This is a genomic window from Neisseria sp. P0008.S010 (genome assembly GCF_051962715.1).
Classification (GTDB): Bacteria; Pseudomonadota; Gammaproteobacteria; order Burkholderiales; family Neisseriaceae; genus Neisseria; species Neisseria elongata.
On record NZ_JBQCVA010000338.1, the window covers coordinates 1 to 259 of the forward strand.

Genomic DNA, 259 nt, shown 5'->3' on the forward strand with positions numbered 1-259 from the left:
TTTCACATAAGTCTAATAAAACCGCCTGCGGACCCTTTACGCCCAATAATTCCGGATAACGCTTGGGGCACTCGTATTATCGCTGCTGCTGGCACGAGTTTAGCAACCCCTTATTCCTAGAGTAACGTCAATAAACTTCCTCCTCTAGAAAAGATCTTTACATGCCGAAACACTTCATCAATCACGCGACATCGCTCCATCAGGCTTGCGCCCATTGTGGAAGATTCTCGACTGCGGCCACCCGTAGGCTGTCTCTTAT

1 rRNA gene is annotated in these 259 nt (G+C 48.3%); it reads right to left on the bottom strand.

Annotated elements, in window-relative coordinates:
• Positions 1 to 259: ribosomal RNA gene (locus ACTHSL_RS13840) — 16S ribosomal RNA — on the bottom strand; the annotation flags it as partial.